The following is a 24,435-nucleotide window of genomic DNA, read 5'->3' as shown; positions in this document are numbered from 1 at the left end:
CACCATTTCGAAAAAAAATTATTATAAATCTGGAAATCAGTAACTTATATAAAATAAAAAAGGACTATATTTTCTCAATTCGGAATAATCTTTCCTAAATAGAGAAAAGCTAGCATCCCATCAAAAACCCCTCTATACTCGCAGTCCTGGCCTGTTACCGGCTATCGGTGCCCCGGTAGTCAGTGCGCCCCCTCTTTGTCCGTCTGCCCCTCCCCCACGTAAGCTATGAGCATGCCCCCCCCCGTTACCATCTTTATCGTGGAAGATAATGCCTGGTATGGTGAACTACTGGAATACAAATTAGCCCAGAACCCCGACTACACCATCCGCCGCTTCACCACCGCGCAGTCCTGCCTCGACAACCTGGGCGATAAGCCCGACATCATCACCCTGGACTATTCCCTGCCCGACGGCAAGGGCGACCAAGTGCTGCAGCAGATCAAGGAGCGCCTGCCCGAGGTGGCCGTTATTGCCATATCGGGCCAGGAGGATATCCGTACGGCCATCGGCATGCTGCGCCAGGGCGCCTACGACTACCTGGTAAAGGATGAGGAAACCGCCGACCGGCTGTGGAATACAGTGGGCAACATCCGCAAGCAGCTGGAACTACGCCAGGAGAATACGCGCCTGCGGGAGCAGATCGGCCAGAAGTACGACCCCCAGCGGGCCATTCTGGGCGAGAGTCCCCAGGTCCGGCAGCTGTACGCACTCATCGAGAAGGCGGCCCGCACCAACATCACGGTTTCCATCAGCGGCGAAACCGGCACCGGCAAGGAACTGGTGGCCAAGGCCATTCACTACGGCTCGGAGCGGCGCAACGCCGCCTTCGTGGCCGTGAACGTGGCTGCCATTCCGCGGGAACTGGTGGAAAGCGAGCTGTTTGGCCACGAAAAGGGCGCCTTTACCGGAGCGGTGGCCCGACGCATCGGCCGCTTCGAGGAGGCCCACAAAGGCACCTTGTTCCTGGACGAAGTAGCCGAACTCGACATGAGCCTGCAGGCCAAGCTGCTGCGGGTGCTGCAGGAGCGCGAAGTCAGCCGGGTGGGCGGCAGCAGCACCATCCCCTTCGATGCCCGCCTGATGGTGGCCACCCACCGCGACCTGACCCAGGAAGTAAAGGAAGGCCGGTTCCGGGAAGATCTGTACTACCGCCTGCTGGGCCTGCCCATTGCCCTGCCGCCGCTGCGGGAGCGGGGCGAGGATGTGCTGCTGCTGGCCGACTCATTTTTGCGCGAGTTCTGCACCCAGAACAATATGGCTACCTGCACCCTCTCGGAAGCGGCCCGCCAGAAACTGCGGCACTACTCCTTTCCGGGCAACGTGCGGGAACTGAAAGCGGTGGTGGAGCTGGCCGCCGTGCTGGCCGAAAACGACCAGATTCAGCCCCAAGACCTGCCCCTGCGTCACCTGCAACCAGAAACGGCCGTTGCCGACACCATCAGCAACGAGTCGTTGCGTAGTCAGATGGCCGCCATTGTGCAACGCTACCTGGATGCGCACAGCGGCAATATTCTGCAGGTAGCGGCCAAGCTGCAAATCGGAAAGTCCACCGTTTATCGTATGGTACAGAACAACGAGGTGTACATCCGCTGACCCGCCTCCGGGCCGGCCCATTCCCCTGCCATGCACTCAATCAGCCACCGGCACCAGAACCGGCAGCTTCGTCACGTTCGTCGGGCCTGGCAGCAGGCGCACGCGGCCTGCCTGGAAGCCCGTTCCCAGCTCGGGGAGCTACAGGCCCGCTCCCAGGCCGCTTCGGCCCAGGCCGCCGCCCTGCTCCAGACCATGACCACGGCCATTCTGGCCGAAAACCAGGATCATCGCATCACACTGGTGAACCAGCGCATGTGCGAGCTGTTTGGCCTGCGGCGGCCGGCGGCCGAGTTTATGGGCCAGCCCATGGCCGTGCTCCTGCGGGAAGCCCGCGCGCAGGTGGTGGGCAGCAAACTGGTACGCCAGCAAAACCGCCAGCTCACCCAGCAGCAGGCGCGCAGCACCGGGCAGCTCATTCGTCTTCGCGACGGGCGTCTGCTCCAGCAGGACTACCTCCCCGTGGTGCAGGAAGGCCAGACCATGCTTCACATCTGGAGCTACGAAGACGTTACGGAGGCCCAGCTGGCCCAGCGGCGGATTCGTGAACTTTCCCAGCTGGCGGAGCAAAGTCCCCAGCCCATTATTCGCTTCCGGGCCGATGGCAAGGCCCTGTACTCCAACCCCGCGGCCGCGCCCATTCTCGAGCACCTGGCCAGCCCGATGGCAGCGGCTACCCGGATCCTGTTGCAGACGGAAATCGGCCGGGCACTGAGTACGGGCCAGACGCAGACGCTGGAACTGGGCCTGGGCGATGATTTTTACCTCTGGACCATTGCCCCGCTTGCCGAAGACCAAGGCGCCAACGTGTACCTGACGGCCATTGGGGAGCGGCGGCGGGCCGAAGCCGAACTGCTGCGCAACCAGCTCTTCACGGCCCGCATCAACGATACGGTTCCGACTATCGTCTTCATTTTTGACCTGGCCCGCCGACAGCTGGAATACTGCAACCGGCAGGTTGAATTCATCCTGGGTTACGCGCCCGAACAGATGATGACCATGGGGCCGCGCCTGCTGGAGCGTTTGTTTCACCCCGACGACCTGGCGGAAACGAAGCGGCGCCGCACGCAGCGCCCGGCCCTGACCGACGGGCAGGTAGCGACGGCAGAATACCGCTTCCGCCACCGGGACGGCTCGTGGCGGTGGCTCAGCGTGAAGAGCACGGTATTCACCCGCCACCCCAACGGGGAGGTTCACCAGCTGGTTGGCTCCGCCGCCGACGTGACCGAGCGACGCGAAACGGAGGAAAATCTGCGCCAGAGCCGCTTTTTCGTGGACCGGATTACCAATACCATTCCCAACCTGGTTTACATCTACGATGTGGCCACGGCGTCCAACGTGTATTGCAACCGGTTTGTGGAAACCATGCTGGGCTACACCGAGAAGGAGTTGCAGCACATGGGCAGCAACATGCTTTCCAGTCTGATGGCCCCGGCCGAAGCCCGACGGCTGCGCCAGCACTTCGAGGAGGTCGGCCGCCAGCCCGACAACGAGGTGCTGCACCTGGAATACATGCTTTACCACCGCAACGGCTCCATCCGCTGGCTGCGCATCAGCAACACTCCGTTTGCCCGCGACGCGCAGGGCCACGTCACCCAGATTATCGGCAGTGCCGAAGACATTACCCGCTGGAAAATTGCCGACGAGCAGCGCCGCTCGGCCAACCGTCGGCTGGCCGAGCAGAACCGCCTGTTCCGGCAGGTAATCGACACGGTGCCCAACCTGATTTATCTGAAAGACGGCAAAGGAAATTACATTCTCGCCAACCAGGCAACGGCCCAGCTTTACGCTCTCAGCAATGAAGCGCTGCTGCAAACGCCGGCGGCCGAGCTTCTGCGCCGCTTCCCCGACCTGCTGCGCCACAATGCCCAGGACGAAGAAGTACTGCGCACCCAGCAGGAAATGGATGTGGAAGACACTTTCGGCGACGGGCATGGCCAGCTGCGCTGGTTCCGCACCATCAAGCGCCCCTTTGTACTGGCCGACGGCACGGTGCAGGTGCTGGGCGTCGACAACGACATCACGGAGCTCAAGCACACCCAGCAGGCCCTGGAGCAGGCCAAGGAAGCCGCGGAACAGAATGCGCAGACCCGGCAGACGTTCCTCACCAACATGAGCCACGAAATCCGGACGCCCATGAACGGCATCATGGGTCTGACGGAGCTGCTGGCCAAAACCGACCTGACGACCGAGCAACGGCAGTTTCTGCACCACATTCAATTCTCCGCCGAGAATCTGCTGGTCATCATCAACGACATCCTGGACATGGCCCAGCTGGGGGCCGGACGGGTGCGGCTGGAAAAAGTCCCCTTCAACCTGCCGGAGGTACTCAAGGCCAGCTGCCAGGCCCTCATGCCCAAGGCTACGGAAAAAGGCATTAGTCTGCGCCTGCAGCTGCCTACCAACGATGCCAACTGGGTGTTCGGCGACCCCTACCGGCTGCGGCAGGTGTTGCTTAACCTGCTCAACAACGCCATCAAGTTCACCCACAAGGGCCAGGTGCTGCTCACCTACCAGCGCGTGAGCCTGCCGGGGACGGCACCCCGGTACCGGTTTTCGGTGCTCGATACCGGCATCGGCATTTCGCCGGGGCAGCTGCAGCAGCTCTTCGAGCCGTTCACCCAGGCCTCGGCCAGCACGGCCCGCGAATACGGGGGCTCAGGCCTGGGACTGAGTATTTCACGCGGCCTGATTGAGCTGCTGGGCGGGGAGCTCACGGCCGAAAGCACGCTGGGCCAGGGCAGCACTTTCCGGTTTACGCTGGAGCTGGAGCCGGCCCCGCCCGCCACTCCGGCCCTGCCCGCGCCACCGCCCAACTACCAGCTGCTGCGGGGCCAGCGGGTCCTGCTCACCGAAGACAATGCCGTTAATCAGCTCCTGGTGCAGACCATGCTCAAGGGCTGGGGCATGGTGGTGGATACGGCTTCTTCCGGAGCCGAGGCCCTGGCCCTGTTCCGCCAGCACCAGTACGCGGTGGTACTCATGGATATTCAGATGCCCGGCATGGATGGCGTAGCCGCCACCCAGCTGCTGCGCCAGCACCCCGATGCCCAACGGGCCGCTACGCCCGTAGTGGCCCTCACGGCCCACGCCATGCCCGGCGAGGAAGAGCGTTACCGCGCCGCCGGCCTCGATGCCTATTTATCTAAACCATTTCAGGAAGTAGCCCTATTTCGCGTGATGACCCAATTGATGAATCTGAACGATTATGCCCCCCTGCCCGCCGCCGCTGAGCCGGCCCCCGCGCGCCTCTACGACCTGGAGCAGCTGCGGCGGCTGTCCGACAACGATGACACCTTTATCCGCCGGCTGGTGACCCTCTTCATTACCACTACGCCCCCCGTCGTGGCCCAGCTGGAGCAACACCTGCAGGAGCGCCAACTCGAGGCGATGGGGGCCGCCGCTCATCACCTGAAAAGCTCCATCGATGGCCTGCAGGTAGCCCCCCTGCGCCCGGTGCTACGGGAGTTGGAGGCGGCCGCCTACACCCCCGAAACCGTGGATTGGAACCGGCTGGCGCAGGAGGTAAAACAGGTGCGTACCATTATAGACGAGGTAATGCTGCAACTGCGAGCCGAATTTCCGGAGTAAAACCGGTTGCCCACCGCCCATGGCGCCCGGACAGCCCTAGCCTGCCGGCCGCCGGTGGTACGCTCCGGGACGACCGTAAGCGGATCGGCAGGCAAGCACATAATTATACTGCAACTTAGGCGGGGTATTTGTAGTTACTTAAGCACACGGTTTCAGCACCCTGCCTCGTTCCGCATGAGGACCACCGTCCGAAACCGTTTTCTTTTCTTTATTTCCCCTTTTGTATGACGCTCCTGATTTTCTTCGGCATTGCGCTGGCCACGGTACTGCTGGCTTTTGATACCATCAACAACGTGAAAGCCATGCTCCGCCCCGAGCCCGTCCGGGTTCGTAACAACCACTAGAGTGATCCTGGCATCTACGCACAGAAGAGGCCCCTGCCGTGGCAGGGGCCTCTTCTGTGCGTAGATGCCAGGGTTATGATTCGTGACCGGGGCCTGGTCTGTTACTCGCCAAGCCGGAAGTGCTAGCGGATAACGAGTTTGCGCATTTCGCTGGCGTTGTCGGCTTCCAGCTTTACGTAATACAGGCCGTTGGCGAACTTGCTCAGGTCCAGCGTGCGGGTGTATCGCTCGTTAAGCTCCGTCAGGGTTTCGCGGTACATCACCGTCCCGATGATGTTAAGCACCCGCAGTTCCAGCTTGCGGCCCTCAAACCCATTGATGGCAATGTGCACGATGCCGGTGCTCGGATTCGGGAATACCAGCAAGGCCTTTTCCTCGGCTGGTTTGGGTGCCGGCCGGGCCGTAGCGGCCTGGGCGTGGGCCCCGGGCAAGCTGCTGGGCAGACCGGCCACCAGAAAAGTGAACAGAAAAAAAGCGCGTAGGAGTGGCATCATAGGGTACTGGGCTTAATGGCCGGGGCAGGCAGCCCAAACCGACTATTGCTAACGATGGGAGATGATTTAGGTTGACAAAAATACCATTGCATTTGGCTTAACCAGCAGAATATAACACTTCTTCGATGAAACATCTTGTTTACCATTCATCCTCACCTTTTTACCGTTTGAAATAAGTTGGACGTTGTCATTATCGGAGGAGGGCTGGGCGGGTTGTGTGCGGCGCTGGATTTGCGCGGGCGCGGGCACGCCGTTACGCTGGTGGAGCGGCGGCACTATCCGTTCCACCGGGTCTGTGGGGAGTACGTGTCCAACGAGGTGCTGCCCTACCTGCGCCGCCTCGGCATCGACCTGACCCCGCTGGCCCCGGCGCGCCTCACCCGGTTCCAAGTCAGCTCGCCCGCCGGCCGCCTGCTGGACGCCCCTCTCGACCTGGGTGGCTTCGGCCTCAGCCGCTACGTGCTCGACGAGTTTCTCTACCAGCGCGCCCTGGCCCTGGGCGTGAACGTGGTGCACGCTACCGTAACGGAAGTAGAGTTCGACGAGGCCACCGATGCCCACCAGGTAGTGCTGGCCGACGGCCGCCACCTGCCGGCCCGGGTGGTGCTGGGCACCTACGGCAAGCGCAGCGCCCTCGACCGGCAGCTCAACCGGCCCTTTTTCACGCAACGCTCGCCCTACCTGGGCGTGAAATACCACCTGCGCTACGCCGCCATGCCCCGGGACCTGATTGCCCTGCACAATTTCGCGGACGGTTACGCGGGCATCTCGGCCATTGAGGACGACAAGTTCTGCTTCTGCTACCTCACCACCCGCCGCAACCTCAAGGCCCAGGGCACCATTGCCCGGCTCGAAGAGCAAGTGCTGGCCCGCAACCCCCATCTGCGCCACATCCTGACTCAGGCCGAGGTGCTGTATCCCCAGCCGGAAGTCATCAACGAAATCTCCTTTGCTCCCAAAACGTGCCTGGAGCAGCACGTGCTGCTGGCCGGCGACGCGGCCGGCCTCATTACCCCGCTCTGCGGCAACGGCATGGCCATGGCCATTCACGGGGCCAGCCTGGCCGCTACCCACGCCGATGCCTTTCTGCGCCGGCAGCTTACCCGCCCGCAGCTGGAGGCCGCGTACGCGCGCAGCTGGCAGCAGGCCTTCGGTAGCCGCCTGCGGGTGGGCCGCGCCGTGCAGCGGGCCTTCGGGCAGCCCCTGTTAAGTGAGGTGATGGTGAGCGGCCTGCGGCAGTTGCCGGGAGTGGTGCAGGGCCTGATGCGCCGGACCCACGGCACGGTTTTCTAGCGTTTGCCCCGAAAATCCCGCTTCCCCCGCACCAACCACGAAAAGCTATACCCCTCGGGGCCACTTTTTTACGTAAACTGCCCCTGATGAGTAGCTACCTGTGTGCCATTGGCACGGCCAACCCGCCCCACCGTATTCCTCAATTGCAGATTGCCGACTTCATGGCCAGCGCCCTGGAGCTGGATGAAGGCAACACGCGCAAGCTGCGCGCCCTCTACCGGGTGTCGGGCATCGGCCACCGCTACTCCGTACTGCCGGATTATGCCCGCGTGAACGGGGAGTTCGAGTTTTTCCCGAATACGCCCGGGCTGGCGCCGTTTCCTTCGGTGGGCCGGCGCATGGCCGAGTACCGCCGCCACGCCTTGCCGCTGTCGGTGGAGGCGGTGCGGGCCTGTCTTGGCCAGCTGCCGGAAGTGGACTACGCCAGCATTACGCACCTGATTACGGTGAGCTGCACGGGCATGTACGCGCCCGGCCTCGATATTGAGCTGGTGGGCGCGCTGGGGCTTTCGGGTCATGTGCAGCGTACCTGCGTGAACTTCATGGGCTGCTATGCGGCTGTAAACGGCCTCAAGCTGGCCGATGCCTTCTGCCGCGCCACGCCCGGGGCGCGGGTGCTGGTGGTCTGCACCGAGCTCTGCACCCTGCATTTCCAGAAAAGCCAGGAAGACGACCATCTTGTCTCCAACGCCTTGTTCGGCGACGGCGCGGCGGCGGTGCTGGTGCAGGGCGAGCCCTCACCCTCCCGGCCCAGCCTGGCCCTCACGGCCTTTCACTGCGGCCTCGCCCCCGATGGCCACGCCGACATGGCCTGGCACATCAACGACTTCGGGTTTGAGATGACGCTCTCCTCCTACGTGCCCCGCATGATTCAGCAGGGCATCGGGCAGCTTACCCAGCGCCTGCTGGCCGATTTGCCGGTGCAGTTGGAAGACGTGCGGGCCTTTGCCATTCACCCCGGGGGGCGGAAAATTCTGGAGTCGATTGAGGAAGCCCTGGGACTCACGACCCACGACAACCGCTTCGCTTATCAGGTACTGCGCGAGTATGGCAACATGTCGTCGGCCACGGTGCTGTTCGTGCTGCGCGACCTGCTGGCCAGCTTTACGGCCGCCGACGCGGGCGCGCCGGTGCTCAGCTTCGCCTTCGGCCCCGGCCTCACCCTGGAAGCCATGCTGCTCACGGTAGCGGTAGGGAATGTGCAGAATGTGGCCAATGTGGAGAATGAGCGAAATACCAAGACCACAGAGCACCTGCTGAGCGAAGCATAGCCGTCAGTCCCGGCGGTTGCCCTTGTTGCGCGGGCATCGGCCGCCAAAGCACGGCCCGCACTACCGGGCGCATTCACCACATTCCGAACCACATTCATCACATTACAGAAAGCATGGCCGATTTGCGCGTCCGCTCGGAGCAGCCGGAGCTGATGGATGACCTGACGCTGGCCTCCGAAGAGCTGCGGCAGAACCTCGACGAGCTGGAGACGGTGAACACCTGGCTGGGCGGCTACGCGCCGGTGCTCGATGCCCTGGACCGCCTTCGCCCCCACTTCCCGGCCGGCCGCCCCCTGCGCCTGGCCGACCTGGGCAGCGGCGGCGGCGACACGCTCCGCCAGATTGCCCGCTGGGCCCGCCGCCGGAACGTGGCCGTGGAGTTGACGGGCATTGATGCCAACGCCTTCATGCTGGAATACGCCGCCGCCAAGAGCGCCCCCTACCCCGAAATCAGCTTTCAGCAGACCGACATCTTCTCCCCCGCTTTCCGGCAGCAGCCCTTCGATATCCTTACGGCCAGTCTGTTCTGCCACCACTTCCCGGATGCCGAGCTGACGACGATGCTAGCCCAGTGGCAGCAGCAGGCCGGACTGGCCGTCATCATCAACGACCTGCACCGCCACCCCCTGGCCTACCACAGCATCCGCTGGCTCACGCGCCTGCTGGGCGGCTCCCGCCTCGTCCGCCACGATGCGCCCCTATCGGTAGCCCGGGCCTTTACGCGCCGGGAGCTGCACCAGCTGCTGGCCGCAGCGGGCATCAGGCGCTACCGCCTGCGTTGGCGCTGGGCCTTCCGGTGGCAGCTGTTGATAAGTGGGGAATGAGTGAACTGTCATTCCCCACTCCACTCATTCACCGTTAGCCCCACAAATCAGCGGCGACGCGGAAAGTGTTGGCGTGGGCTTCCACGATGTCGATGATGCGGGGGGAGTAGCCGCCGCCCATGCATACCATCACCGGCAGCCGGTGCCGGTGGCAGAGGCCGAGCACGTACTCGTCGCGCTGGCGGCAGCCGTCCCGGCTCAGGCTCAGGTGGCCCAGCTTATCGGTGGCCAGCACATCCACGCCGGCCAGGTAGAACACGAAATCGGGGCGGTGCTGGGCCAGCAGGCGGGGCAGGGTGTCGCGCAGCAGGGCGAGGTAGGCGGCATCGTCGGTGCCATCGGGCAGGGGCAGGTCGAGGTCGGAGCGCTCCTTGCGGTGGGGGTAGTTGCGGGCCCCGTGCATGCTGAAGGTGAACACCCGGGGCTCATGCTCAAAAATAGCCGCCGTGCCGTTGCCCTGGTGCACATCGAGGTCGATGATGAGGATGCGGCGCACCTGCCGCTCCGGCCGGGCCAGCAGATACGCCGCTGCCGCGGCTTGGTCGTTGAGCAGACAGAACCCTTCGCCCCGGTCGCGGAAGGCGTGGTGGGTGCCGCCGGCAATGTTGAGGGCCACGCCCCCGCTGGCCTGGGCCCGGCGGGCACCTTCCAGCGTACCGCCCAGAATGGTGGTTTCGCGCAGCACCAGCGCCGGGCTCCAGGGGAAGCCGGTGGCCCTTTCCGCCTGGCGCGTGAGCTCCCCGACCCGCAAACGGCCGTAATAACCGGCATCATGCACGCGCAGAATGTCGGCCTCGGGGGGCGGAACGGGCTCGAAGAAGGCACTTTGCGGCACCGTGCCCTCGCGCAGCAGCTGCTCGGGCAGCAGCTCATACTTGAGCATCGGAAAGCGGTGGTTGTCGGGCAGCGGGTGGGCGTAGCAGGGGGCCCAGGCAATGGAAAGCATACGGGCACGGGCTAGAAAAGCGGCCGCCCAGCAGTTGGGCCGGGCACAAAAATAACCGCCGGACTGGGGCGGTTATTTTCGGATTCGGGCGGTTTTGTGTGGGGCGTATCGGGCTCGAACCGATGACCCCTACCTTGTCGAGGTAGTGCTCTGAACCAACTGAGCTAACACCCCGGTCAAAACCAACGTGGCGGCGGCCGTAAAGGGCCAAAGATAAACGCTGCGCGTGTATTAACTACTTTCGGCGGGTATAACATTCGGGCTTTCCGGGGCAGCACGCTGTAACCTTCTGAGCGCGGGCAAGTATAGCGGCTTACGAACGGAGCCCGCCCGCCGGCGCGCTTTCGCTACTCATTCTCCGGACTCTCTATTCACTTCCTGCTTTTATGAAACACCTGGCACTCCTGCTGGCCGGCTGCGCGTTCAGCGCCACCGCCCTGGCCCAAACCGATGGCCCCATTGGGGTTCGCTCTTCGACGGATTATTCCGCCATGGGCACCAACGGTACCAACTCGCGTAATACCGGTTTCGGCATCAAAGGCGGCTTTACGGCCTCCCACTTCCGCGGCGACGACAAGAAAAACTACAGCGAGGAGGGCGTCTATAACACCTTCCACGCCGGCGTGTACGCGCAATACGGTTTCAGCGACAAGTTCTCCATTCAGCCCGAGGTGCTCTACAGCCGCCAGGGGTTTGCCGGCAACAACGGCACCACCACCGCTACCGGCGCCTACGACACCCGCCTGGACTACGTGCAGGTGCCCGTGCTGCTGGTATATAACTTCCTCGATAACGTGAGCCTGCACGTGGGGCCCCAGGTTTCGCTGCTGACGAAAGTGGTGGAAAACGGCCAGGAGCGTAAGATTGCCAACGACAACAACGCCTACAACTACGCCTACAGCAGCCTCGACTACGGGCTGGCCGCCGGCCTCGAAGCCCGCGTAGGGCCGGCCCGCATTGGAGGGCGCTACGTAGCCGGCTTCAACGACATTATCAAAGACCCCAAAACCGTGGCCGCCGACGCCATTACCAACATCAAGAACGGCGCCTTCCAGGTGTACGTGGGTATCGGCATTGCCAACTAATCTGCTCCCAGGCCGGTTCTGAGAAGGAAGCCCCGCGGGGCTTCCTTTTTTTGTACTCCGCGTTTCTACCTATGCTCCCATCCGCCGAGTTAATTGCCCTCAACCACAGCCGGGAACTGCTCACGGAGCAGGCCATGGCAGTGCTGGGGGCCTGGGCCCTGCTCAATCTGGTGGGCAGCGGCTACTATGTGGCCCGCACCGATGCGCGCACCGAGGTACATCACTTTCACCTGATGAACGTGGGCTGGAACGTGGTGAACGCGCTGCTGGCCGTGTGGGGCATTCTGCGGGCCCACCCCAACCAGGTGGCCGGGCTCACGCTCCCGGCCAGCCTCGAAGCCCAGACCTGGCTCGAGAACCTGCTGCTGCTCAACGCCGGCCTCGACGTGGGCTACCTGTTGCTGGGCAGCTGGCTCCGGCGTCGGGCGGCCACCGCCGAGCGGCCCGAGCGCCTGCTGGGCATCGGCAAATCGCTCTGGCTCCAAGGTGGTTTCCTGCTCGTGTTCGATCTGGCCTTCTACTTCACCTACCACCGGTTCGCGGCCCAGCTGCTGGCACTCTAGGCATTCCGTTTCCCGTCAAAAACCAGGTCCCCCGCTTCTTCCGCTTCAGCAAGCGGGGAAACGGGGGACCTGATTCATAAGCCGGACCACTAGGGCCGCGGCGGCAATGGTTACTTCTTGCCTACCAGGGCTTCCTTAATCTTCTCGTTGAAGTTGGGAATGTCCTGGGGGTTGCGGCTGGTGATGAGGTTACCATCTACCACCACGGTTTCATCGATCCACTTGCCGCCGGCGTTCTTGACGTCGGTTTGCAGGCTGGGCCAGCTGGTGATTTGCTTGTTCTGCACCACGTCGGCTTCAATCAGCACCCAGGGACCGTGGCAGATGGCGGCCACGGGCTTGCCCGAGCGCACGAACTCGCCCACGAAGCTCACTACTTCGGGCTTAGTGCGCAGCACGTCGGGGTTCATCTGGCCGCCGGGCAGTACCAGGGCATCGTAGTCGGCCACTTTCACGTCGCCGATAACCTTGTCTACGTCTACTTTATCGCCCCAGTCCTTCTCGTCCCAGCCCTTGATAGAGCCGCTTTTCAGGGAGATAACGTGGGTTTCGGCACCTTCGCCCTGCAGGTATTTTTTAGGCTTTTCGAGTTCCGACTGCTCGAAACCGTCGGTGGCTACAATGGCTATTTTTTTGCCCTTCAGGGCGTCGCTTCCAAGAATGCTCATGGTGGGTTGGGTCAGGTAGAAAGGATAGAAAAAAACCGAAAGAGCCGGAGCCCTTTCGGTTCTTCTTTAACGGCAGACCGCCCCGGAGGTTGAGCAGGATTTTGGCATTTGGCCCCAGGCAGCTTAACCGTTCCGCTCGCGCTTGAGCTCCTTGCGCAGGCGGCGCACCCGTTCATCGAAGCCATCGGGGTCGTAGCTTACGTCTTCCACGTCGAGCTGTTCGAGCAGGTCCATCAGGGCGTCGGAGTGTTCGGTGCGGGTGCCGCCGGGCAGGCGCACGAAGGCCATTTCCGACCAGAGCACGGCTTTGAGCTGGAGGCCATCTTCGCGCAGCATCTGCATTTCCACCACGAGGTTGGAGTTATCGAAATGAATGAGCTGGGTGCGAATCAGGACGGTTTCGGCGTGGCGGGCCGGGCGCAGATAGGCAATGCAGTGCTTGGTAATCACCCAGCCGGCCCCGGCCTCCCGGGCCAGCTCCCCCAGGTTGAGGGTGTAGTGCCGGAGCGCGTGCTCCTCGCGGGCATTCAGAAAGTAATCGAGGTAGCGGGCGTTGTTGAGGTGGCCCAGCATGTCGCAGTCCTGAAACCGGACGCGGTGGGTGGTTTCGGGAACCTGAATGAGGGCAGCAGCCATGAGCAGGCGAAAAGGGGTAAAGTGGAGAAAGCAGAGGCAAAATTACCTTTTTCCGGCCGCTTGCCCCGCCTCCTGCCCGCGCCGGGAACCTGAAAGCCGGCCCTGGCATGCGGGCCGGCGCCTTACTGCGGGCCGCCACAGCCCCGGCGCAGCTGCTCCAGCTGGCCCACTACGTCGCGGACTAGGGCTTCGTCGGCCGTGTAAAGGGGCAGCTCCAGGGTGGTGTTGGCAGAGCCGGTTGCCGACTGGGTGCGGCGGTTCACGGTTACCACGTAGTAGGGCGCACCGGTTTTGTCGGCGTGGTGGAGCGTGTAGGTCAGGGCTGCAACCTGGCGCCACTCCGAGCCCAGGGTCAGCTCGAAGGCCACCGCGCCATCGGTGCGCACCGACCAGTTGCCGCCGTTTTTCTGGTGGCTGACCTGCACAGTGGTGGCATCGGCCTTGGGCCGGGCGCGGTACTGGCGCACCCGCTGGGTGATGTGGCAGTCCGTGAGCACCACCTTGAGCTCGGTTTCCGGCTCGGCGGGGTCGCGCATGAGCTGGTTGATGCGGTGGGCCAGGGCAGCGGGTGCAGGCTGGGCCAGGGCGACGGGGCCGCCGAGCAGGGCGACGGCAAAGAGCAGCAGTTTCATCGGCATCCGGGGTTTGACAGGTGGTCGGCCGCACCGGTTTTCGGGCCGCCTTGCCGGGGTAGATGATGCTGGCTGGCAAAGGGTTGCCCACGGTCAGCTTTTCCCACCACCAAACAGCCCCGCCGACAGCCTGCTTTCCGGAAACAGGTTATCGGCGGGGCGGCGCGAAGGGCGGCTGGTAAAACGACTACTGGGCTTTGCGGGCCCGCATCTGCTCCTGCACCTGCTTCTGCTTGGCCTTGAGCTGCTGATACTGCTCGGCCGAAAGCACCTGCTGCAGCTCCTGGTCGGAGGCAGCGTTGAGGCGCTTGAGCTCGGCCAGCATGGCGGGGCGGTCGGCTTTGAGGCGCTGCTGGGTTTGCTGGGCCTGGGTGAGGGTGCTGGTGAAAATCTGCCGGACCCGGCTGCGCTGCTCAGTGGTCAGGTTGAGCTCCTCGGTCAGCACGTCGGTCAGGTCGCGGGCGGCGGGCGGGGCGGCCGCGGCGGCCCTGGCATCGGCCCTGGCCGACACCGTACTCATGGCAGGTTCCGAAACCGAGGTGGCCGGGGCATCGGCCGCCGGTTTCCGGCGGGCACAGCCGGCCAGCGCACCGGTGGCAAGCAACAGGGTCAGGGAAAGACGCAGAAAGGACATAGCGCGGAGGAAAGAAAGGGGAAAAGGAGCAGTACTGGAATTCCGTACGCGAAAGTACCCCATCCGGGTGCGCCGAAGCCTTTATTCGCTCGTCAGCGCCGCCGGCACGGCGGTACCGGCGGCGGGCAGACCGGCTTTGAGCTCCTGGGCCAGGTAGTGGGCCAGGGCCATAATCGTGAGCATGGGGTTCACGCCGCTGCAGGCCGGAAAGGCCGAGGCATCGGCCACGTACAGGTTTTTCACTTCGTAAAGCTCCCCGCTGGGGCTGGCCGGGTGCGTGGCCGCGTGGCCGCCCATGCGGCAGGTACTCATCTGGTGGGCGCTATAAAGGCCAAATTGGTTGGCTTTCCAGCTCAGGTGCGGCAGGTTGTCGAGCACCTCGGGGTTGCGCAGCCGGCCGTTTTCGGCGTGCAGCTGGGGCAGGGTGCCGTGGGGCAGCAGCACGGTAGTAGCCCCGGCCGCCACGTGAATATCGGCGGCGGCGCGCACCCCGCGCAGCAAATGGCGGCGGTCGAAGTCGCTGAGCGCGTAGTCAATCAGGGCCTGGCCGTTTTTGTCCACGCTCACGCGGCCCCCGTCCCGGTCGCGGGTGAGCACGATGAACGAGCCGAGGTGGGCGGCCTGCTGCATAAGCTCCTTGTGCTGGCGGCCCGAGCACCAGGGCAGCACCATGCTCATCAGGCCGGGATGGGCGGGCGGCGTTTCGATCTTGGCCCCGAAGTTGGTACCGTCGAGCATGGTAAACCCATCGTTCACCACCGACATCATGGGCCCGTGCCAGGGGTTGATGGGGTGCGGATAGATGCCTGAAACGACCACCGTAGGGTGCAGATGCAGGTGCTGGCCCAGATGCGGATGGCGCAACCCGCTGCGCAGCAATAAGGCCGGCGTCTGGATGGCCCCGCCCGCCACCACCACCCGGCGGGCCCGCACCGTCACGCGCCGGGTCTGGCCGTCGGGGGCGGTGTATACGGCTTCGGCCCCGGTGGCCCGGCCCCGGGATACGGTCACGCGCTCCACCCGGGTATCGCAAAGCAGGCGGGCGCCGTGCTCGAAGGCCGTTTGCAGGTAGGTATTCAGGGTGCCCTGCTTCACGCCATGCCGGTCGCCGAAGCAGCTGTAGCCCAGCCCCTGGAAGTGGTCCTCTGAATCGGCGGGGTGACGCTCGTTGCGCGGAATCAGCTTCACCTCCTGCCCCAGCCGCCGGGAGCCCTCCAGCAGGGCCTGGTTCTGGCCGTTGTGGCGCCCGTAGTCGATGTTCACGCCCAACACCCGGCTCACCGCATCCAGACTGCGCTTGAACTCCTCCGACACAAAGTGCGGGGCCTGATGCTCGCGGGCCCATTCCTGCAGCACGTAATCGGGAGTGCGGAAGGCCCCGGCCCAGTTGACGGTGGTGCCCCCGCCCAGGCAGGAACCGGCCAGCACCGCCACACCGCCGTCCTGGGTGCTGAGCGTGCCGCGGGCATCGTAGAGGGCGCCCAGCATATCGACTTCCCGCTGGGAGAAATCGGGACGGTGAAAATAGGGGCCTTTTTCGAGGACCAGCACATCGTGGCCGGCGGCGGCCAGCTCGCCCGCCACCACCCCGCCCCCGGCCCCGCTTCCAATCACCAGCACCTCGCAGTCGTACACCACGTCCTGGGTGGGTTGCAGGGGGCGCAGGGGCGGCTCGGCCGCCACGGTTTCGGCCGGCACCTGGGGCCCGGGGTAGCCAATGGCATCCCAGACCAGCTTTTCCTGCCCGGGCACCGAGCCGCCGTAATACAGGAACATGCACAGCTTGCGCAGAGCCTGAAACCCTTTGCGCAGGTGGGGCAGGTTCGAGGAGGCCCAGCTTTGCAGCAGCTTCTCGCGCTGCTCCGGCTCCAGGCGCGTAAAGGGCCGCAGCGGCCCGAACCAGGTCAAGCCCAGGGCCGGCGAATCGAGGAGCTTCAGCAGCTGGCCGAACTCCTGCCGGGCCCCGGCCGGCTGGGCCGCCAGGGCTTCGGCCAGCTGGTCCAGGTCTACGCCCGCCGAGCCGGGATGGGCCCGGTAGGCCGCGTCGGGTGCCCCAGCCGGGGCCGATAAGGGCGGAATGAACGTATCGGCGAGGGCGCGGAGCGTGGCGCGCTGGGCATCGGTAAGCTGCATGCGAGTGGGCGGGAGGGCAGAAAGTGGGCAACGGCACCCACCAGGCCGGCGGGCCCTAAAAGTTCGGCAATTTTCCCGAATTACTCGGCTTGCATACGAAATATGAATGGGTGGACGGTTGAAAGAGGAGCGTCATTCTGAGCGCAGCCGGAGGCGGAGTCGAAGAATCTCGCGGGCCAAAGTAATTCCCGACGTCTGGCTGGTTTAGCAACTTCCGCCCACGAGATTCTTCGGCTACGCTCAGAATGACGTTCCCATTTTAACTGTTCAATCATCCACTCACCCACCCATTCACTTATTCCCCGCTAGAGCCATTTTACCAGCATGTTGATGAGCTTCTTGACTTTCGGGGTGTAGGGCGGGTAAACGGGCTTGAGGGCCGTGAGGCCGGTGCGCTGCTTGAGCACCGATTTCTCGTTGCTGAAGGCCATGAAGCCCGCGTGACCGTGGCAGCGGCCCAGGCCGCTGTTGCCGAAGCCCCCGAAGGGCAGGTCGGGGTGGGCCAGGTGCAGAATGGTTTCGTTGACGCAGGCTCCACCGGCCGGAATGTTCTGGAGCAGGTAGCGCTGATTTTCCGCGTCCTGGGTGAACACGTAGAGCGCCAGGGGCTTGGGCCGGGCATTTACCTCGTCCACGGCCTCCATCAGGTTGCGAAAGGTGCGCACGGGCAGCAGCGGCCCGAAGATTTCCTCCTGCATCACCCGGCTGTCGGTGGGCGCATCGAGCAGTACGGTGGGCTCGATGAAGCGGCTGGCGGCATCGGTGGCGCCGCCCAGGGCCACGGTGGCGCCCTGGGCCCGGGCATCTTCGAGCAGACCGGCTACCCGCTCGTAGTGGTGGTCGTTGACGAGGCGGGCGTAGGACGCGGACTCGCGCACCGGCTGGCCCTCGGGCGAGTAGAAGCGGCTGACAACGCCCCGCAGCTCTTCCACCAGCTGGTCGCGGACGGATTCGTGCACCAGCACGTAGTCGGGGGCCACGCAGGTCTGGCCGGCATTCACGCCCTTGCCCCAGATGATTTTCTCGGCCGCGTCGCGCAGGTCGGCGGTTTCATCTACCACGGCGGGGCTCTTGCCGCCCAGTTCCAGCGTGACGCTGGTGAGGTGCTCGGCGGCGGCGCGCATCACTACTTTGCCCACCTGCGGACTGCCGGTAAAAAAGATGTGGTCGAAGGGCAGCCGAAGCAGCTCCGTGGCCACGTCCTTGTCGCCTTCCACCACCGTCACCTCGGCCTCATCGAACAGCTCCCGGCACAGGCGGCTGAGCAGGGCGGCCACGGAAGGCGTCATTTCGGAGGGCTTGATGATGGCGGCATTGCCGGCCGCCAAGGCCGAAATCAGCGGGTCGATGGCCAGGTAGAAGGGGTAGTTCCAGGGGGCAATGATGAGGCAGACGCCCTTGGGCTCGGGCTGCACCCAGCCGCGGGTGCCCACCAGGGCCATGGGCGTGCCCACCTTGCGCGGGGCGGCCCACTGGCTGAGGTGGCGCAGGGTGTGGCGCAGCTCGGTCTGGGAAGACCAGATTTCGGTGATGTCGGTTTCGGCGGCGGGCTTGCGGAAATCGGCGTAAAGGGCCTCCTGAATGGCCTGGCGGTTATCGGTTATCCAGGCATCGAGGCGGCGCAGGCGGTTGGCGCGGCTGCTGACGGCTTCCCGGCGCAGGGCTTCGGCGCGGGCCTGCTGGCGGGCGAACAGGGTGGGAATGGAGGCAGCGCGCGAAGCGGCCGGCAGCGGGGCAGTGGCAGTAGAGCTCATGGCGGGAACAGGCGAAAAAGGAAAGCGCAGAAAAGAAAAGCAGCAAATTTCAGGCGTCTGGCACCCGATTCTTCCTGCATACCGGCATCTTTGTGCAATTGTTCGGCTGCTTCGCGGGCCCGGGGGGCCTACCCTTGTTTGCTATGCACCAGGTTTGTCATCGGTTACACGAATTACTGACGTTGCTCAACAGCCGGCTGCCCCTGTTTTCGGTGGTTGAGCTCACCAGTTCGCCCGGCCCCGGCAAATGGTCGCGCAAGCAGATTCTGGGGCACCTGATTGATTCGGCCGTGAACAACCACCGCCGTTTCGTGCTGGCCCTCACCGAGCCGGAGCCGTTGGTACTGGACTCCTACAACCAGGATGCGTGGGTGCAGTGCGCCGACTACCAGCACACGCCCCTGGAGGATTTGCTCAGCCTCTGGACCACCCATAACCGCCAGCTCATCCGGCTGATAGAGCGGATTCCGCCCGCGGCCCACGCCCACCGCTGCACCTTCGATAACGGCTTTGAAGCCACGCTGCACTGGTTGGTAGAAGACTACGCCGTGCACCTGGAGCATCACGTGCAGCAACTCCTCGACCGGACTCCGCGCTAGGCCGGGCACTTTTTGGGCAGCGGCCAACGTTAGCGGGACTTGTCTTTTCCCCTTTCGATGCGCCAAGTGCCTGCTTTTGCCTCTGTTTTCCGGTTTCTGGCCGGTTTTTTCCTGCTTTTCACCATGCTGCTTCCCCTGGTGGGCCAGGCTGGCACCCCGCCGGTTCTGCCGCCGCTGCGGGTCCGCCCCCTAGCCCCCGACGTATTGGTGCCCACGGCGTACAGCCAGCCGCCGGGCCCGGGCAAGCCGGTAGCCAGCAACGGCCTGCTGGTGCGCACCAAACAAGGAATTATTCTGATTGACACCGCCTGGGACCCCGAGCAGACCCGCCAGCTCCTGCAATGGGTGGCCGACAGCCTGCACGAACGAATCCGGCTGGCCATCGTCACGCAGGCGGCCACGGCCCGGCCCGGGGGGCTGGCCGTGCTGCGCGAGCAGCGCATCCGGGTGTACAGCAGCCCGGCCACGGCGGCGCGCTGGCACCAGCAGTACCCCCAGCAGGTGGCTCCCACGGCGGCGCTCAAGCCCTACACGCTCATCCGGGCCGGGCGCACGCGGCTGGAGCTGTTCTTTCCCGGCCCCGGCTCGGCGCCCGATAACGTGGTGGCTTGGCTGCCGCGCCGCCGGGTGCTGTTCGGGGGCGAGCTGGTGCGCGCCCAAGCGGCCACCGGCCTCGGACAGTCTCCGGAAGCGAACCTGAAGCAGTGGCCGGCCGCTCTGCGCACCCTGCGCCGCCGCTATGCCAAAGCCCGGGTAGTGGTGCCCGCCCACGGCTCCAGCGGCGACGTTAGTCTGCTCACCCACACTCAAGAATTACTGCGCGAACAGGCCCGCCGCCAGCCCCAGACGGCCCTGACTGGCCGGCCTTGAGGCGCCGGCCGACCCGGTGGGTTGCGTAGGTCGGAGCAAAATTGCAGCTTGCCGCACCTTTCCTTCCTGCTGTATGCTCAACCGACGCACCTTCTTTATCCGCGAACACGCGGGCGTGTTCAAACTCAAGGACACCTACGACATTCTCGATCCCGAAACCCAGCAGCAGCTGGGCTACGCCACCGAGGCCACGCCCGGCTGGGCCGTGTGGCTGCGGCTGCTCGTGCAGAAGCGCATGCTGCCCGTCACCATTGCCGTGCGCGAGCAGCCCGAAGCGGCGCCCCTGTTCCGGATTGAGCGCGGCTGGACGCTGCTGCGGGCCAAAGTTCACGTCATCGACGCCCAGAATCAGCCCATCGGCTACTTCAAGAGCAAGCTGTTTTCGCTGGGCGGCGGCTTTTACGTGTTCAACATGCAGCACGAGCAGATTGCCGAGGTAAAAGGTAACTGGAAGGGCTGGGACTTCAAATTCATCAGCGCTTCGGGCCAGGAAATCGGGCTGGTAACGAAAAAGTGGGCCGGCATCGGGCGGGAGCTCTTCACCACGGCCGACAACTACCTGGTTTCCCTCCACGATATGGGCGAGCAGCAAGCGGCCTCCAGTGCCCTGCTGCTGGCCGCCGGCCTGGCCATCGATACGGTTTTCAACGAGCGGCAGTAGTTCTCCGCCAATCCGTTACGCTACCCCACCAGGGCAGCCCTGCTCCGGCGCCGCCGCCGGCTGCGGAGCAGGGCTGGTCCGCGCCAGCTGCGGGCCCAGTGCCGCTCGGTGGTCGGCAGCTCGGCATCCGTTACCCAATCGAGGGCGGCGGGCAAATCCGGAAAATACTGCACCTCATAGGGCAGGGTTTTGGTGAGAGCCTCCCAAAGCAAGCTTTCCAGCACCCGCAGGTTGGTTCTGTCGGCGGGCAGCAACAAGGCTAAACGGCTGATACCCGACTGACGCAGGCGGGGAGCCCAGACCGATTTCAGCCACTGCTCTCCCTCTTGCTGCAAGGGCGGCAGATCCTGCAGATTGAGCAGCAATTGCCGGGGAGCATAGCGCTCAATGGCTCTGCCGATGTGCTCCAGCAGCCCTGGCAGTTGCGCCGGGCTCTGCGGCCTCTGCCACCATACCCGGAGCAGTTTCAGAGGCTGGTGGTAGGCGTAAATCAGGTAAGCGGGCGAGAATCGGCTCATGGGACGGATGATGCAGCGCCCAAGTTAGTGGCCCGCTCCCAATAAGATACGATTTGCGCACCCGCCTCCGTTTGCCCGACCGATTCCTAACTCCCTGTTTTCCGACGAATTACGTTCCTGTTGAGACGAAGCCGCCGTTCTGGCAAGCCAATGCCGGCCCCGAGCCTACCGACGTGCTTTCTTCAGGTACGCTTTGGCCTCGTTGAACGCGTCGGACTTGCGCTCGGCTTTGTCCTGCACTTCCTTGTAGTAGCGGGAGGCCGTGGCCACGTCCTTGCTCTTATCCGCAATACGGGCCAGGTTGAGCACGGAGTAGAGGTAGAAGCCCTGCTTGGTGTCGCCGGTACTCTCTGAAAACACCACGCACCGCTGGTAGTAGTCGCGGGCTTTGTCGAGGTCCTTGTACTGATTCTGCATCAGATTGCCCAGGAAAAAGGTGGCGTAGCGGCCGCTGATGGCCTCGTAGCCCGGCAGGCCGCGGTTGATTTTGTCCAGAATTTCCCGGCTCACCCGCTCGCACTCCCGCGACTCGCCGGCCTGGAAGCACATCAGGGCATAGAAGCGCTGTAAATAGCCGTTGTCGGGGTATTTGGTGGCCATGCTACGGGCCAGGGGCAGGGCTTCCGCCGGGTTATTTTCCTCGTTGTAGAGGATTTTCATCAGAAACACCCGGGCTTCCGGGGCCGTGTAGAAGCCATTAGCCGCCACGTTGCGCAGCTGCTGCAGGCCCAGCTTCTTGTTGCCCTTGGGAAAGAAAATGAGCACCGGCCTGAGCAGTGGGTAATTGTCGGCTATCCAGGGCGCGTAGTAATTGATGAGCGCCTGCCCGAACAGAAACTCCGGACTCAGCCCGTTGGCTTCCTGGCTTTTGTTGAGGTAGCGCAGAGAATTTTTGCTGGCGAAGGTGGCCTTGCTCCAGTTGTGGCGCTCCGAGTGCAGGCGGGCCGAAAATCCATAGGCGGCCGACAGGAAAAAGCTGGCTTCGTAGTTTTCGTTATCGTCCTTGTAGAGCCGCTCGCCCTTGGTAATGGCCGTGTCCATGTAGGCCAGAAATACCTTGTCGTACTGCTCACTGGTGATGTTGCTGGGCATGATTTTCCACCACGTGGTCAGGCCCAGCAGAAAGTAGGGCATGGGGTGGTTGGGGTAGCGGCGGCGCAGGCTGCGGAACTGCCGCTCGGCCTTGTCGTGCTGAAAGTTATAGATGTTGTACACCGCTCCTTCCAGCTCGGTCTGAATGTCCTTATCGAGCAGCAGCCAGCCGGAAATATCCACGGCAGCGGGGGCCACGTCTACATTCGAGAGTTGAATTCGGGTAGTATCGGGCCGTTGGGCCCGCGCTCCGAGGGAGAGCAGCACCAGGCAGCCAAGCAGGAAAAGACGCATAGAGTACAGCTTGTGACCCCTAAGAAAGGAGAAAAGGGCGGGAAGGAGCCCTTACATACGGACCGCAACAAAAAAAAGAGGCTGAAGCTCCCACAGCCTCAACCTCTTTTGCGTTTACCAACCACCAAAAGCAGTCAGGAAACGGCCAGCGGCTAAAATTCCCACCCAAAGCCGCTGGATGTCTGTTCCGGTTGCTCTACCCTAGCGGGCAGCGCCGGACTGGTGGGTCAGCCAGCTGTATGCATTGTATTGGCCGGGCGTCAGGATGCGGGCCAGCTGTTGTTCGTAAGTTTTTTCGGCCTGCAGCGCGGCGGGGCTGGGCAGCAGACGTCCCTGGCCCGAGGCAGCCACCAGACCGGGGCGCTCCGCGGTTTCCCCCAGATCCGCCAGCTGCGTCAGGTACGAGCGGGTGCTGCGCTCCACGGCCTTGCGCTGGCGGCGCGAGAGGTCCAGCGACTGGGTCAGGTAGCGGGTCAGGCGGGTGCTGCGCACCTCCACCGACTCGGGGCTGAGGGCGGCCGGATGAGCGTGCGAAACCTGAGCGCCCACGAGCAGCAGCGCGAACAGCGTCAGGGCCAGCAGGTAAGGATAAAGCGTTTTCATCAGGCAGCGGGGATTGAGTTTAACAAAGGTCAGCTTCAGGTACGCGGTTTACTACAACTTGGTTCGCCATTTTTGGTGCCCGATTGACCAAATGTATTAACTTCACGTTCCCACTCAAGCCACTGAGGCATTACCGCGCCGTGAAATTACAATTTGAGCCCATTCATCCCACCGTTGACAGCTCCTTTACGCTCCTGCACTACACCGAAGTCAGCAAAGCCGAGCTGCTCTGGCACTATCACCCGGAGTACGAACTGGTTTACATTCCGCAGGGCCACGGCCGGCGGCACATCGGCCAGCACATTTCCCGCTTCGAAGACGGGGAACTGGTGCTCATCGGCCCCGACCTGCCCCACCTGACCTTCAGCTACGGCCAGCCGGTGGGCACGCCCTTCGAGGAAATTGTGGTGCAGCTGCGCGGCGACTTCCTGGGCACCGACTTCTGGGACAAGCCCGAGCTGGCCGCCATCCGGCAGCTGCTGGCCCGCTCCCACGAGGGGTTGTCGTTTGGCGGCACCACGCGCACGGCCGTCGGGCCGGCGCTGCGGCAGCTGCTGTCGGCCCCGCCGTTTATGCGCCTGCTGCTGCTGCTGCAGGTGTTGCAGGAGCTGGCCCAGGCCCCCACCACCGATATTCAGCCCCTGCACGCGGGCACCGGCGGCCAGGGCCTGAGCGGTAAGGAGCAGCAGCGCCTGAGCCGGGTGTACCAGTTTGTGGAGCAGAACTACCAGCGCGCCTCGCTCTCGGTGCAGGAAGTAGCCGATGTGGCCTACCTCTCGGTGCCCGCGTTCTGCCGCTATTTCAAAAAGATGACCCGCCACACGCTCACCGATTTCCTGCAGGAATACCGCGTGGGCCAGGCCTGCCGCCTGCTGCTCGACGACGACCTGGCCGTGACGGAAGTGTGCTACTCCTGCGGCTTCAACAACCTCTCGCACTTCAACAAAACCTTCCGCAAGTTCACCGGCCAGAGCCCCACCGAATACCGCCGCCAGCGCATGGGCAAGTAGGTTTTTTTGAGTGAGGAGGTGAGGAGGTGATGGGGGGAGGAGGTGAGGAGGTGATGGGGTGAGGAAGTGAAAAAGAACGGTCATCCTGAGCGGAGCGAAGGATCTTATCACGTTGCAACGGGTCGTGGTTGTGGTTCGTGCTGAAGTGACAAGGTCCTTCGCTCCGCTCAGGATGACCGTTCTTTTTCACTTCCTCACCTCCTCCCCCCATCACCTCCTCCTCCCCCTCCGCCGCTAAAGGAACAAGCCGGGCCCGGGCGGTGTCTGCAAAGGCAGATGCTTGGCTTTTTACTTCCTCTTCTTATCTGGTGGGGCTGGCTACCCGGCGGG

Annotated in this window: 22 protein-coding genes and 1 tRNA gene; 11 read left to right on the top strand and 12 right to left on the bottom strand. The window is 63.7% G+C overall.

Features of this window, described 5'->3' with window-relative positions:
* Positions 1-231 precede the first annotated feature (231 nt).
* A complete protein-coding gene (locus KLP40_RS08520) occupies positions 232-1,593 on the top strand; it encodes a sigma-54-dependent transcriptional regulator (RefSeq protein ID WP_246558725.1) in 1,362 nt (453 codons plus the stop codon).
* A gap of 30 nt (positions 1,594-1,623) precedes the next feature.
* Entirely contained in the window at positions 1,624-5,181 is a 3,558-nt protein-coding gene (locus KLP40_RS08515) for a PAS domain S-box protein (protein ID WP_215593353.1), read from the top strand.
* Between the two features lie 466 nt (positions 5,182-5,647).
* Here the strand turns inward: KLP40_RS08515 and KLP40_RS08510 are convergent, their stop codons facing one another.
* Positions 5,648-6,019: a T9SS type A sorting domain-containing protein gene (locus KLP40_RS08510; protein ID WP_215593352.1), complete on the bottom strand. Its 372-nt coding sequence runs from the start codon at positions 6,017-6,019 to the stop codon at positions 5,648-5,650.
* A 177-nt stretch (positions 6,020-6,196) separates the two neighbouring features.
* On the opposite strand from KLP40_RS08510, the gene KLP40_RS08505 reads away from it, so the two are divergent.
* The 3 genes from KLP40_RS08505 to KLP40_RS08495 all read left to right on the top strand — a co-directional run bounded on the left by KLP40_RS08505 (position 6,197) and on the right by KLP40_RS08495 (position 9,407).
* Positions 6,197-7,312 carry an NAD(P)/FAD-dependent oxidoreductase gene (locus KLP40_RS08505; protein ID WP_215593351.1) on the top strand — a complete coding sequence of 372 codons (1,116 nt, stop codon included), beginning with the start codon at positions 6,197-6,199 and terminating at the stop codon, positions 7,310-7,312.
* A gap of 86 nt (positions 7,313-7,398) precedes the next feature.
* Positions 7,399-8,583: a type III polyketide synthase gene (locus tag KLP40_RS08500; protein ID WP_215593350.1), complete on the top strand. Its 1,185-nt coding sequence runs from the start codon at positions 7,399-7,401 to the stop codon at positions 8,581-8,583.
* 113 nt (positions 8,584-8,696) lie between these two features.
* Positions 8,697-9,407 (top strand): methyltransferase domain-containing protein, encoded by a 711-nt coding sequence (locus KLP40_RS08495; protein ID WP_215593349.1) that lies wholly within the window; start codon positions 8,697-8,699, stop codon positions 9,405-9,407.
* A gap of 34 nt (positions 9,408-9,441) precedes the next feature.
* Here the strand turns inward: KLP40_RS08495 and KLP40_RS08490 are convergent, their stop codons facing one another.
* Both KLP40_RS08490 and KLP40_RS08485 read right to left on the bottom strand, forming a co-directional pair.
* Complete coding sequence (locus KLP40_RS08490) at positions 9,442-10,353, bottom strand: histone deacetylase family protein (protein ID WP_215593348.1); 912 nt, start codon at positions 10,351-10,353, stop codon at positions 9,442-9,444.
* Positions 10,354-10,452: 99 nt separating this feature from the next.
* Positions 10,453-10,527 (bottom strand) — tRNA-Val (locus KLP40_RS08485).
* A 212-nt stretch (positions 10,528-10,739) separates the two neighbouring features.
* On the opposite strand from KLP40_RS08485, the gene KLP40_RS08480 reads away from it, so the two are divergent.
* Complete coding sequence (locus KLP40_RS08480) at positions 10,740-11,438, top strand: porin family protein (protein ID WP_215593347.1); 699 nt, start codon at positions 10,740-10,742, stop codon at positions 11,436-11,438.
* A 71-nt stretch (positions 11,439-11,509) separates the two neighbouring features.
* The gene (locus tag KLP40_RS08475; RefSeq protein WP_215593346.1) at positions 11,510-12,001 is read left to right on the top strand and encodes a DUF6992 family protein; all 492 of its coding nucleotides are present in this window, start codon (positions 11,510-11,512) and stop codon (positions 11,999-12,001) included.
* Between the two features lie 110 nt (positions 12,002-12,111).
* Here the strand turns inward: KLP40_RS08475 and KLP40_RS08470 are convergent, their stop codons facing one another.
* The 6 genes from KLP40_RS08470 to KLP40_RS08445 all read right to left on the bottom strand — a co-directional run bounded on the left by KLP40_RS08470 (position 12,112) and on the right by KLP40_RS08445 (position 18,458).
* On the bottom strand, positions 12,112-12,669 hold the full coding sequence (locus KLP40_RS08470) for a type 1 glutamine amidotransferase domain-containing protein (RefSeq protein ID WP_215593345.1): 558 nt from the start codon (positions 12,667-12,669) through the stop codon (positions 12,112-12,114).
* Positions 12,670-12,792: 123 nt separating this feature from the next.
* On the bottom strand, positions 12,793-13,305 hold the full coding sequence (locus KLP40_RS08465; protein ID WP_215593344.1) for an acyl-CoA thioesterase: 513 nt from the start codon (positions 13,303-13,305) through the stop codon (positions 12,793-12,795).
* Positions 13,306-13,427: 122 nt separating this feature from the next.
* Positions 13,428-13,937 (bottom strand): hypothetical protein, encoded by a 510-nt coding sequence (locus tag KLP40_RS08460; protein ID WP_215593343.1) that lies wholly within the window; start codon positions 13,935-13,937, stop codon positions 13,428-13,430.
* A 187-nt stretch (positions 13,938-14,124) separates the two neighbouring features.
* Entirely contained in the window at positions 14,125-14,571 is a 447-nt protein-coding gene (locus tag KLP40_RS08455) for a hypothetical protein (RefSeq protein WP_215593342.1), read from the bottom strand.
* A gap of 81 nt (positions 14,572-14,652) precedes the next feature.
* Entirely contained in the window at positions 14,653-16,704 is a 2,052-nt protein-coding gene (locus KLP40_RS08450; RefSeq protein ID WP_215593341.1) for an FAD-dependent oxidoreductase, read from the bottom strand.
* A 305-nt stretch (positions 16,705-17,009) separates the two neighbouring features.
* A complete protein-coding gene (locus KLP40_RS08445) occupies positions 17,010-18,458 on the bottom strand; it encodes an aldehyde dehydrogenase family protein (RefSeq protein ID WP_215593340.1) in 1,449 nt (482 codons plus the stop codon).
* A 143-nt stretch (positions 18,459-18,601) separates the two neighbouring features.
* Here KLP40_RS08445 and KLP40_RS08440 point away from each other — a divergent pair, with 143 nt between their 5' ends.
* From KLP40_RS08440 to KLP40_RS08430, 3 genes are all read left to right on the top strand, one after another.
* Positions 18,602-19,057, top strand: a complete 456-nt coding sequence (locus KLP40_RS08440; protein WP_215593339.1) for a DinB family protein — start codon at positions 18,602-18,604, stop codon at positions 19,055-19,057.
* 123 nt (positions 19,058-19,180) lie between these two features.
* Complete coding sequence (locus tag KLP40_RS08435; protein WP_215593338.1) at positions 19,181-19,927, top strand: MBL fold metallo-hydrolase; 747 nt, start codon at positions 19,181-19,183, stop codon at positions 19,925-19,927.
* Between the two features lie 73 nt (positions 19,928-20,000).
* Positions 20,001-20,588: a phospholipid scramblase-related protein gene (locus KLP40_RS08430; RefSeq protein WP_215593337.1), complete on the top strand. Its 588-nt coding sequence runs from the start codon at positions 20,001-20,003 to the stop codon at positions 20,586-20,588.
* Between the two features lie 20 nt (positions 20,589-20,608).
* Here KLP40_RS08430 and KLP40_RS08425 read toward each other — a convergent pair whose 3' ends face one another.
* The 3 genes from KLP40_RS08425 to KLP40_RS08415 form a co-directional block, all read right to left on the bottom strand.
* On the bottom strand, positions 20,609-21,106 hold the full coding sequence (locus tag KLP40_RS08425; RefSeq protein WP_215593336.1) for a hypothetical protein: 498 nt from the start codon (positions 21,104-21,106) through the stop codon (positions 20,609-20,611).
* A 165-nt stretch (positions 21,107-21,271) separates the two neighbouring features.
* Positions 21,272-22,492, bottom strand: coding sequence for a tol-pal system protein YbgF (locus tag KLP40_RS08420; protein ID WP_215593335.1), 1,221 nt, complete (start codon positions 22,490-22,492; stop codon positions 21,272-21,274).
* Between the two features lie 201 nt (positions 22,493-22,693).
* Entirely contained in the window at positions 22,694-23,095 is a 402-nt protein-coding gene (locus tag KLP40_RS08415; RefSeq protein WP_215593334.1) for a hypothetical protein, read from the bottom strand.
* A 140-nt stretch (positions 23,096-23,235) separates the two neighbouring features.
* On the opposite strand from KLP40_RS08415, the gene KLP40_RS08410 reads away from it, so the two are divergent.
* Positions 23,236-24,105 (top strand): AraC family transcriptional regulator, encoded by an 870-nt coding sequence (locus KLP40_RS08410; RefSeq protein ID WP_215593333.1) that lies wholly within the window; start codon positions 23,236-23,238, stop codon positions 24,103-24,105.
* Positions 24,106-24,435: the final 330 nt, after the last annotated feature.

The organism is Hymenobacter piscis (assembly GCF_018760735.1).
GTDB lineage: Bacteria > Bacteroidota > Bacteroidia > Cytophagales > Hymenobacteraceae > Hymenobacter > Hymenobacter piscis.
Note: the sequence above shows the minus strand (reverse complement) of the source record. Positions and strands in the feature narration are given on the sequence as shown.

Coding starts and splice junctions, on each gene's coding strand:
- KLP40_RS08520 (WP_246558725.1), top strand. CDS start 232: ATGCCCCCCCCCGTTACCATCTTTATCGTGGAAGATAATGCCTGGTAT.
- KLP40_RS08515 (WP_215593353.1), top strand. CDS start 1,624: ATGCACTCAATCAGCCACCGGCACCAGAACCGGCAGCTTCGTCACGTT.
- KLP40_RS08510 (WP_215593352.1), bottom strand. CDS start 6,019: ATGATGCCACTCCTACGCGCTTTTTTTCTGTTCACTTTTCTGGTGGCC.
- KLP40_RS08500 (WP_215593350.1), top strand. CDS start 7,399: ATGAGTAGCTACCTGTGTGCCATTGGCACGGCCAACCCGCCCCACCGT.
- KLP40_RS08495 (WP_215593349.1), top strand. CDS start 8,697: ATGGCCGATTTGCGCGTCCGCTCGGAGCAGCCGGAGCTGATGGATGAC.
- KLP40_RS08490 (WP_215593348.1), bottom strand. CDS start 10,353: ATGCTTTCCATTGCCTGGGCCCCCTGCTACGCCCACCCGCTGCCCGAC.
- KLP40_RS08480 (WP_215593347.1), top strand. CDS start 10,740: ATGAAACACCTGGCACTCCTGCTGGCCGGCTGCGCGTTCAGCGCCACC.
- KLP40_RS08475 (WP_215593346.1), top strand. CDS start 11,510: ATGCTCCCATCCGCCGAGTTAATTGCCCTCAACCACAGCCGGGAACTG.
- KLP40_RS08470 (WP_215593345.1), bottom strand. CDS start 12,669: ATGAGCATTCTTGGAAGCGACGCCCTGAAGGGCAAAAAAATAGCCATT.
- KLP40_RS08465 (WP_215593344.1), bottom strand. CDS start 13,305: ATGGCTGCTGCCCTCATTCAGGTTCCCGAAACCACCCACCGCGTCCGG.
- KLP40_RS08460 (WP_215593343.1), bottom strand. CDS start 13,937: ATGAAACTGCTGCTCTTTGCCGTCGCCCTGCTCGGCGGCCCCGTCGCC.
- KLP40_RS08455 (WP_215593342.1), bottom strand. CDS start 14,571: ATGTCCTTTCTGCGTCTTTCCCTGACCCTGTTGCTTGCCACCGGTGCG.
- KLP40_RS08450 (WP_215593341.1), bottom strand. CDS start 16,704: ATGCAGCTTACCGATGCCCAGCGCGCCACGCTCCGCGCCCTCGCCGAT.
- KLP40_RS08445 (WP_215593340.1), bottom strand. CDS start 18,458: ATGAGCTCTACTGCCACTGCCCCGCTGCCGGCCGCTTCGCGCGCTGCC.
- KLP40_RS08440 (WP_215593339.1), top strand. CDS start 18,602: ATGCACCAGGTTTGTCATCGGTTACACGAATTACTGACGTTGCTCAAC.
- KLP40_RS08435 (WP_215593338.1), top strand. CDS start 19,181: ATGCTGCTTCCCCTGGTGGGCCAGGCTGGCACCCCGCCGGTTCTGCCG.
- KLP40_RS08430 (WP_215593337.1), top strand. CDS start 20,001: ATGCTCAACCGACGCACCTTCTTTATCCGCGAACACGCGGGCGTGTTC.
- KLP40_RS08425 (WP_215593336.1), bottom strand. CDS start 21,106: ATGAGCCGATTCTCGCCCGCTTACCTGATTTACGCCTACCACCAGCCT.
- KLP40_RS08420 (WP_215593335.1), bottom strand. CDS start 22,492: ATGCGTCTTTTCCTGCTTGGCTGCCTGGTGCTGCTCTCCCTCGGAGCG.
- KLP40_RS08415 (WP_215593334.1), bottom strand. CDS start 23,095: ATGAAAACGCTTTATCCTTACCTGCTGGCCCTGACGCTGTTCGCGCTG.